Here is a 7899-nt window from a genome sequence, read left to right as displayed (position 1 = left end):
TTGCACGCAAGGGGTCAAGGGTTCGAATCCCTTTACCTCCACCAAAAGCTACGATATAAATCGTAGCTTTTTTTGCATTAAAAAATTATTTTATTTAGAATTATAATTTAGTATTACTAAACAAAGTATATTTTAATATTTTAAATTTATTTCTAATAGTGGTATTATAAATATGTATGTTTATAACAATATATGTTAAAGGATAAGGTGTGAATTATTTATATGTCTTTATATAGGGTAAAGCAATTTATTTGGGCATTAAAATCACTATCGGAAGATATTGATACTGAATATGTAAATAAATTTTTAAATAAAAAAGAAAGAAAATTATTTAATAAACTAAAAAAGATAGATAAGCAACATTGTATTAGAGTTAGTAAAGACGCTGTAAATTTATCAAAAGAAAAGAGTATAAATTTAAATAGAGTTGCTAAGGTTGGATTATTACATGACATAGGAAAAAGTGAATATGGATTGAATATTATTGAAAAATCTGTACTTGTAATATTAAATAAAATTACTAAAGGAAAGTTAAAAAAGTATGATGGAATTAAAGCTATAGATGCTTATTATAATCATGCAGAAAAGGGGGCTAATATATTAAAGCATTTTAATATATATGATAAAGAATTTTTAGATACTGTAAGGTATCATCATAGCAATAAGATAAATAATAAGTTATTAGATATAATAAAGGAAAGTGACAATAGAAATTAATTTATGGGGTGAATTATGAAGGCTGATGAAAGAAGAAATGGCATTATAAAAATATTAATTAGAGAAAAGGGCGCTATTAAAGGGACAACATTAGCTGAAACTTTTAATGTAACTAGACAAATAATAGTTAAGGATATAGCTATTTTAAGAGCTAAGGGAACAAATATAATAGCAACTCCAGATGGATATATGGTTAATGATGATAGTAGTAATAGAGTAAAATCTATTATTGCAGTAAATCATAATGATGAAGATGTTATTAAAGAACTTGAGATAGTTGTTAAATATGGTGGAATAATAGAAGATGTAATAGTGGAACATCCTTTATATGGAGAAATAAAAGGTATTTTAATGATAAAGAATCTGAACGATTTAAATAAATTTAAAAATTCATTAAAACAAATAAATGCAAAGCCATTATCTATATTGACTAATGGAGTACATCTTCATACAATTTCTGCTGATTCTGTTGAAAATATGGATCTTATAAAAGAAGAGTTAAAGGAAAATGGTTTTATTTTATAAATTAGGGGAATTGAATTATGGATTATGATGTTTTAGTTTTAGGTGGCGGTATAATAGGATGTGCTGTTGCTTATGAATTATCTAAATATAATTTAAATATAGCAGTAATTGAAAAAGAGTTTGATATAGCAGATGATATTTCATTTGTGAATACTTCTATAGTATATGATGGCTCAGAAACCTCTAATACTGTAATGGCTGGGTTAGAGTATATAGGAAATATATTATTAGAAGACTTATGTGAAAAATTTAATGTTCCTTTTAAAAGAATAGGTTCATTAAGAGTAGTTAATGATGATAATGGTGTAATTAAATTAAGAGAAATGTATGAAAGAGCTATAAGGCGAGGAATTGATGGTGTATATTTAATCGAACCTGATGAAATATATGAAATAGAACCTAATATCAATGATGAGGTTAAAAAGGGATTATATTCTCAAAATGTTGCATTAGTTGCTCCATATGATTTAGCAATTGCATATGCCGAGGTTGCTTTTGATAATGGAGTTAATTTTAGATTAGAAGAAGAAGTTTTAACAATTCAAAATGTTACAAAAGGTTTTAGAGTTGTAACTAATAAAAATAAATTTTCATGTAAGGTTGTTATTAATACAATCGCAAATGAGATATATATAAATGAAAAAGGTGTAGTTGAGGAAAAAGACTCCGAGGATGGAGTAAATTCCTTCAAAAATATGAGTTATATTTTACTTGATGATAATTATGAAAATAAGTTAGAAAGAATTGTTACAAAAACTTTTGATAAAGATACATTTGTTGTATCTACTCCAGTTTTAAATGGTGGATCTCTTATTGGAATAAAAAGTATTGACAAAACAAGTTTAGATGATAATTTAAGATATGCATCTAAATTATTAAAAGGAATAAATAAAGGAAACATAAATAATTTATTTAGAGAAAGTTATGATAAAGATTCTATTGAAATAGATGATGAAAAAATAGAAAAAGGTTATATTAGTGTAATAGGAACTCACTATGGAAAGGTTACATTAGCACCAGCTATAGCAAAAATGTTATGTGATACTATTAGTAGTAATTTAAATTGTAAGTTAAAAAGGAACTTTATTGATAAGAGAAGAGAGTTTTATAGATTTAGAGAAATGAATAAAGATGAAATCAATGAAGTTATTAAGTTAGATAAACGTTATGGAAAGATAGTATGTATGTGTAATAATGTTACAGAGGGAGAAATTGTTGATTCTATTAGAAGACCTTTAGGTGCTAGAACTGTTAAAGGAGTTAAGAGAAGAACTGGTGCTGGTTTTGGAAACTGCCATGGAGCTTATTGTAATGAGAAAATAGTGCAAATATTATCTAGAGAATTAGATAGAAAAATTACTGAGATAGTAGATGATTCAAAAAATTCTAATATAGTTTCAGGCAGAATTAAGGAATTTAAAGAAATATAATAGGAGTAATAATTATGGGTAAGAAGGATATTTTCACTTCTGTGGTTAGAGTTAAAGGAAGTGATAGGTTTAAGGTTGTTCCTGTTAAAAGTAGTGATGAAGTTGATAAAGAATTATGGATAGAAATGTCTAAAGTTGTTAGTAGATTATATGTAAGTATTCCTATAAAAATGGGAAGTATTATATGTAAGAATATTTTAAATAGTGGTGTTGATATTATTTGCACAAGGGATATTTAAAGTAAAAAATTAACATTTTAATATATTGACAAAAAGTAGAAGGTTATAATATATTATAATTAAAAATATTATAATTAAACCGTTGAAGAGGCTAGTAATAAAGTAATTGTTTTAAGAGAGTCGGTGGTTGGTGTAAATCGATAGCAATTTTTTATGAATCCACCTTGGAGGGACTGTGATGAGCAGTACGGATAACCCCGTTAGTTTTTTAAAGAGTGGATAATAAGTTTATTATCAATTAGGGTGGCAACACGGAGTTCTTCGTCCCTTATTTAGGACGAAAGAACTCTTTTTTTATATCAGAAACTAATAATAAAGTATACAGGGAGGATATTATGTTAGATTTAAAATTTTTAAGGGAAAACCCAGAAATAGTTAAACAAAATATTAGAAATAAATTTCAAGATCAAAAGCTTCCTTTAGTTGATGAAGTAATTGCTTTAGATGTTGAAAGTAGAGCAACTCAACAAGAGGCTGATTCATTAAGATCAAATAGAAAAACAATTTCTAAACAAATTGGTGCTTTAATGGGTCAAGGAAAGAGAGAAGAAGCTGAAGAATTAAAAACTAAGGTTAATGAACAAGCAGCACGTTTAGCAGAATTAGAAGCTAAGGAAGCTGAGCTTGAAGAAAAAATAAAAAATATAATGTTAGTTATTCCTAATATTATTGATCCTAGTGTTCCAATAGGAAAAGATGATAGTGAAAACGTAGAAGTTGAAAAATTTGGTGAACCTTTTGTTCCTGAATTTGAAATTCCATATCATACAGAAATAATGGAAAAGTTAAATGGGATAGATTTAGATAGTGCTAGAAAGGTTGCAGGTAATGGATTCTATTACTTAATGGGTAATATTGCAAGATTACAATCAGCAATACTTTCTTACGCTAGAGATTTTATGATTAATAAAGGGTTTACTTATTGTATTCCTCCATTTATGATTCGTAGTGAGGTTGTTACTGGAGTAATGAGTTTTGCTGAAATGGAATCTATGATGTATAAAATAGAAGGTGAAGATTTATACTTAATAGGTACAAGTGAGCATTCTATGATAGGTAAATATATTGATACTATATTAAAAGAAGAAAGTCTTCCTCAAACTTTAACTAGTTACTCACCTTGTTTTAGAAAAGAAAAGGGAGCACACGGAATAGAAGAAAGAGGGGTTTACAGAATACATCAATTTGAAAAACAAGAAATGATAGTTGTTTGTAAGCCAGAAGAAAGCAAAGAATGGTTTGAAAGACTATGGAGCTATACTGTTGAATTATTCCGTTCTTTAGATGTTCCAGTTAGAACTTTAGAATGTTGTTCAGGAGATTTAGCTGATCTTAAAGTTAAATCTATCGATGTTGAAGCTTGGTCACCAAGACAAAAGAAATATTTTGAAGTAGGAAGCTGTTCTAATTTAGGAGATGCTCAAGCTAGAAGGTTAAAGATTCGTGTAAACGGAGAAAAAGGAAAATATTTTGCTCATACATTAAATAATACTGTTGTTGCTCCACCTAGAATGTTAATTGCATTCTTAGAAAATAACTTAAATGAAGATGGTTCAATTAATATACCAGAAGCTTTAAGACCATATATGGGTGGAATGGATATTATAAAATAATTTTTAGATTTAAAAAAGATATAAGAAAATTATTATTTTCTTATATCTTTTTTTATTAGTTATTTAAAATGAGGCAATAACCAATATTGACATAATTTAGAAATGTGGTAAATTTAATATGGGTAGTATTTTAATTAAACTGCACCTTATATATTTGAAAATTTAAAATTTAAAAGAAATAGCTCATATCAATTTTGAATGGGACTTAGTAGTATCACTTTCTTATGGAGGTGATAATTATAAAATTTGGATTTATTGGAGCAGGAAAAGTTGGCTTTTCCTTAGGAAAATATCTAAAAGAAAATAATATAAATGTAATCGGGTATTATAGTAAATCACAGCATTCAGCTAAGGAAGCTGCAATTTTTACAAATACAAAGCAATATTCTAGTTTAGAAGATTTAATAAAAAATAGTGATGCTATATTCATTACTACATCTGATAATCAAATTTCTAGTGTGTGGAATGAAATAAAAAAGTTACCTATTAAAGAAAAATTGATATGCCATTGTAGTGGTTCTATTTCTTCAGACATCTTTTCAAATATAAATAACCTTGGTGCATATGGTTATTCTATTCATCCAATGTTCGCTATATCGGACAAATACAATTCTTATAAAGATTTATCAAAGGCGTTTATTACAATTGAAGGAAATGAAAAATATATTAAATATTTAAAGAGATTATTTTCGTATTTAGGAAATGATGTAGCAGTTATTAATAAGGAAAATAAGGTTTTATATCATGCGGCATCAGTAACGGTTAGTAATTTAGTTCTAGGATTAATTAATAATGGAATTAATTATTTAGAAGAGTGTGGATTTACTCAAGAAATGGCTCTTAAGGCCTTGTACCCATTAATTGAAAACAATTTAAGAAACGTTAAAGAAAGAGGTACAGTTAATAGTTTAACTGGGCCTGTAGAGAGAGGTGATTTAAGTACTGTTATTAATCATTTAAATGTAATACGTGAAGAGGATAAAGAGTTATATAGATTATTATCAAAAAATGTTTTAAATATAGCAAAAATTAAAAATAGAGATAGAAGTTATAAAAATTTAGAAGAGTATTTAGGAGAATAATTATGAAAAATACAGCAGTTACATTTAGACAAGCCAAGGAAAAAAATGAAAAGCTTACTATGCTTACAGCATATGACTATTCTACAGCTAAAATAATTGATGAAGCAGAAATAAATGGAATTTTAGTTGGAGATTCATTAGGAATGGTTTGTTTAGGATATGAAGATACACTATCAGTTACAATGGAAGATATGATACATCATACAAAAGCTGTATCAAGAGGAGTAAAAAATACATTAGTTGTAGCAGATATGCCATTTATGTCTTATCAAACATCAGTATATGATGCTGTTGTTAATGCAGGAAGATTAATTAAAGAAGGTAGAGCACATGTTGTTAAATTAGAAGGTGGAGTTGAAGTTTGTGATAAGATTGAAGCTATCGTTAAAGCATCAATACCTGTTATGGCTCATATTGGATTAACACCTCAATCTGTTAATGCTTTTGGTGGATTTAAGGTTCAAGGAAAAGATGAGGAGGCTGCAAAAAAACTTATTGAAGCAGCATTAGCTGTTGAAAAGGCAGGAGCATTTGCAGTTGTATTAGAATGTGTTCCAGCTAAACTTGCAGAAATAATAACTAAAAAATTATTTATACCTACAATAGGAATAGGTGCAGGGTGTAATTGTGATGGACAAATTCTTGTTTATCAAGATATGTTAGGCATGTATAGTGATTTTACTCCTAAGTTTGTTAAGAAATATGAAAATTTAAGCGAAAAAATGAATATAGCTTTTAAAAGATATATAGAAGAAGTTAAAGATGGAGTTTTCCCATCAGAAGAACATTCCTTTAAAATAAATGATGAAGTAATTGAAAAGTTATATTAAGGGAGATTGAAAAATGAGAGTTTTAGAAAGTATTAATGATGTAAGGTCTATAGTAAAAGAGTGGAAGGCTAATGGATTAAAGATTGGATTTGTTCCTACTATGGGATATTTGCATGAAGGGCATGAAAGCTTAATTAAAAAGGCTTATGAAGAAAATGATAGAGTTGTTGTAAGTATATTTGTTAATCCAACTCAATTTGGACCTAAAGAAGATTTATCTACGTATCCTAGAGATTTAGAAAGGGATAGTAAAATATGTGAGGGGGCAGGAGCAGATATTATATTTCACCCTAAAAATGAAGAGATGTATTTTGAAGATTTTTCTACTTTTGTTGATATGAATGGATTAACAGATGGATTATGTGGAAAGAGTAGACCTACACATTTTAGAGGTGTGTGTACTATTGTAAGCAAGTTATTTAATATAGTATCGCCAGATAGGGCTTATTTTGGAGAAAAAGATGCTCAGCAATTAGCAGTTATAAAAAGAATGGTGAGAGATTTAAACATAGATATAGAAATTATAGGATGTCCTATAGTTAGAGAAAAAGATGGACTTGCTAAAAGTTCTAGAAATACTTATTTATCAGGAGAAGAAAGAAGGGCTGCAACTATATTAAATAAATCTTTAATATTAGCTAAGGAAAAAATTAAATCTGGAGAAAGAAATTCAGAAGCTATTATTAAATTAATTTATGAAACAATTAGTTTAGAAAAATTAGCAAGAATTGATTATATTGAGGTAGTTGATAGTTTATCTATGAAAAAGGTAGAGATATTAGAAAAATCAGTTTTAGTAGCAATAGCTGTATTTATAGGAAAAACAAGATTAATAGATAATTTCACATATGAGTTATAGTAAGGAGAAACAAAAATGAAAGTAAATATGTTAAAGGGTAAGATACACAGAGCAACAGTAGTACAAGCTGAATTAAATTATGTTGGAAGTATAACAGTAGATGCAGATTTATTAGATGCAGCAGGAATATATGAATATGAAAAAGTTCATATAGTAGATATTGATAATGGAGCAAGATTTGAAACTTATACTATTGCTGGTGAAAGAGGAACTGGTATGATTTGTTTAAATGGAGCAGCAGCAAGATGTGTACAAGTTGGAGATAAAATTATATTAATGGCGTATTGTGATTTAGATACAAGTGAAGTAAAGAATCATAAGCCAAAGGTTGTTTTTGTAAATGAGAAAAATAAAATTAGTAAAATTACTAATTATGAAAAGCACGGTCAGTTGTCAGATACTTTTATTGACTAAAGCTTTTATATAGTGAATTAAGGTAAAAGAGGGTCATTTGAATCCTCTTTTTTAATACAACACTTAATAAAAAATATTATTATAATTATTTAAAAAAGTTAATAAAAAGTGTTGACATAATATATATCATGCTGATATAATAATAATTGTTCCGAGGAGAGATGGTCGAGTTGGTTTAAGGCACCGGTCT

At 27.6% G+C, this 7899-nt stretch carries 9 protein-coding genes and 1 other annotated feature; all 9 genes read left to right on the top strand.

Annotated features, from left to right (window positions below; all coding sequences use genetic code 11):
- The first annotated feature begins 222 nt into the window (after positions 1-222).
- Positions 223-717, top strand: coding sequence for an HD domain-containing protein (locus QZ321_RS08485; RefSeq protein ID WP_291740251.1), 495 nt, complete (start codon positions 223-225; stop codon positions 715-717).
- 15 nt (positions 718-732) lie between these two features.
- Entirely contained in the window at positions 733-1242 is a 510-nt protein-coding gene (locus QZ321_RS08480; RefSeq protein ID WP_291750340.1) for a transcription repressor NadR, read from the top strand.
- Between the two features lie 17 nt (positions 1243-1259).
- A complete protein-coding gene (locus tag QZ321_RS08475) occupies positions 1260-2672 on the top strand; it encodes an FAD-dependent oxidoreductase (RefSeq protein WP_291740248.1) in 1413 nt (470 codons plus the stop codon).
- Positions 2673-2686: 14 nt separating this feature from the next.
- The gene (locus QZ321_RS08470) at positions 2687-2911 is read left to right on the top strand and encodes a DUF1667 domain-containing protein (protein ID WP_291750338.1); all 225 of its coding nucleotides are present in this window, start codon (positions 2687-2689) and stop codon (positions 2909-2911) included.
- A gap of 73 nt (positions 2912-2984) precedes the next feature.
- Positions 2985-3183 (top strand) — a binding site (T-box leader).
- Between the two features lie 63 nt (positions 3184-3246).
- On the top strand, positions 3247-4524 hold the full coding sequence (serS, locus tag QZ321_RS08465; protein WP_291740241.1) for a serine--tRNA ligase: 1278 nt from the start codon (positions 3247-3249) through the stop codon (positions 4522-4524).
- 239 nt (positions 4525-4763) lie between these two features.
- Positions 4764-5606 carry a DUF2520 domain-containing protein gene (locus QZ321_RS08460; protein ID WP_347282924.1) on the top strand — a complete coding sequence of 281 codons (843 nt, stop codon included), beginning with the start codon at positions 4764-4766 and terminating at the stop codon, positions 5604-5606.
- Positions 5607-5608: 2 nt separating this feature from the next.
- Positions 5609-6436, top strand: coding sequence for a 3-methyl-2-oxobutanoate hydroxymethyltransferase (gene panB, locus QZ321_RS08455; RefSeq protein ID WP_291750333.1), 828 nt, complete (start codon positions 5609-5611; stop codon positions 6434-6436).
- 13 nt (positions 6437-6449) lie between these two features.
- The gene (gene panC / locus QZ321_RS08450; protein WP_291750330.1) at positions 6450-7295 is read left to right on the top strand and encodes a pantoate--beta-alanine ligase; all 846 of its coding nucleotides are present in this window, start codon (positions 6450-6452) and stop codon (positions 7293-7295) included.
- Positions 7296-7310: 15 nt separating this feature from the next.
- A complete protein-coding gene (panD, locus tag QZ321_RS08445; protein WP_291750328.1) occupies positions 7311-7709 on the top strand; it encodes an aspartate 1-decarboxylase in 399 nt (132 codons plus the stop codon).
- The last annotated feature ends 190 nt before the right edge of the window (positions 7710-7899 follow it).

Origin of the sequence: uncultured Clostridium sp. (assembly GCF_910588715.1) — a bacterium.
Classification (GTDB): domain Bacteria; phylum Bacillota; class Clostridia; order Clostridiales; family Clostridiaceae; genus Clostridium.
This window is presented reverse-complemented; position numbering and strand designations above follow the sequence as displayed.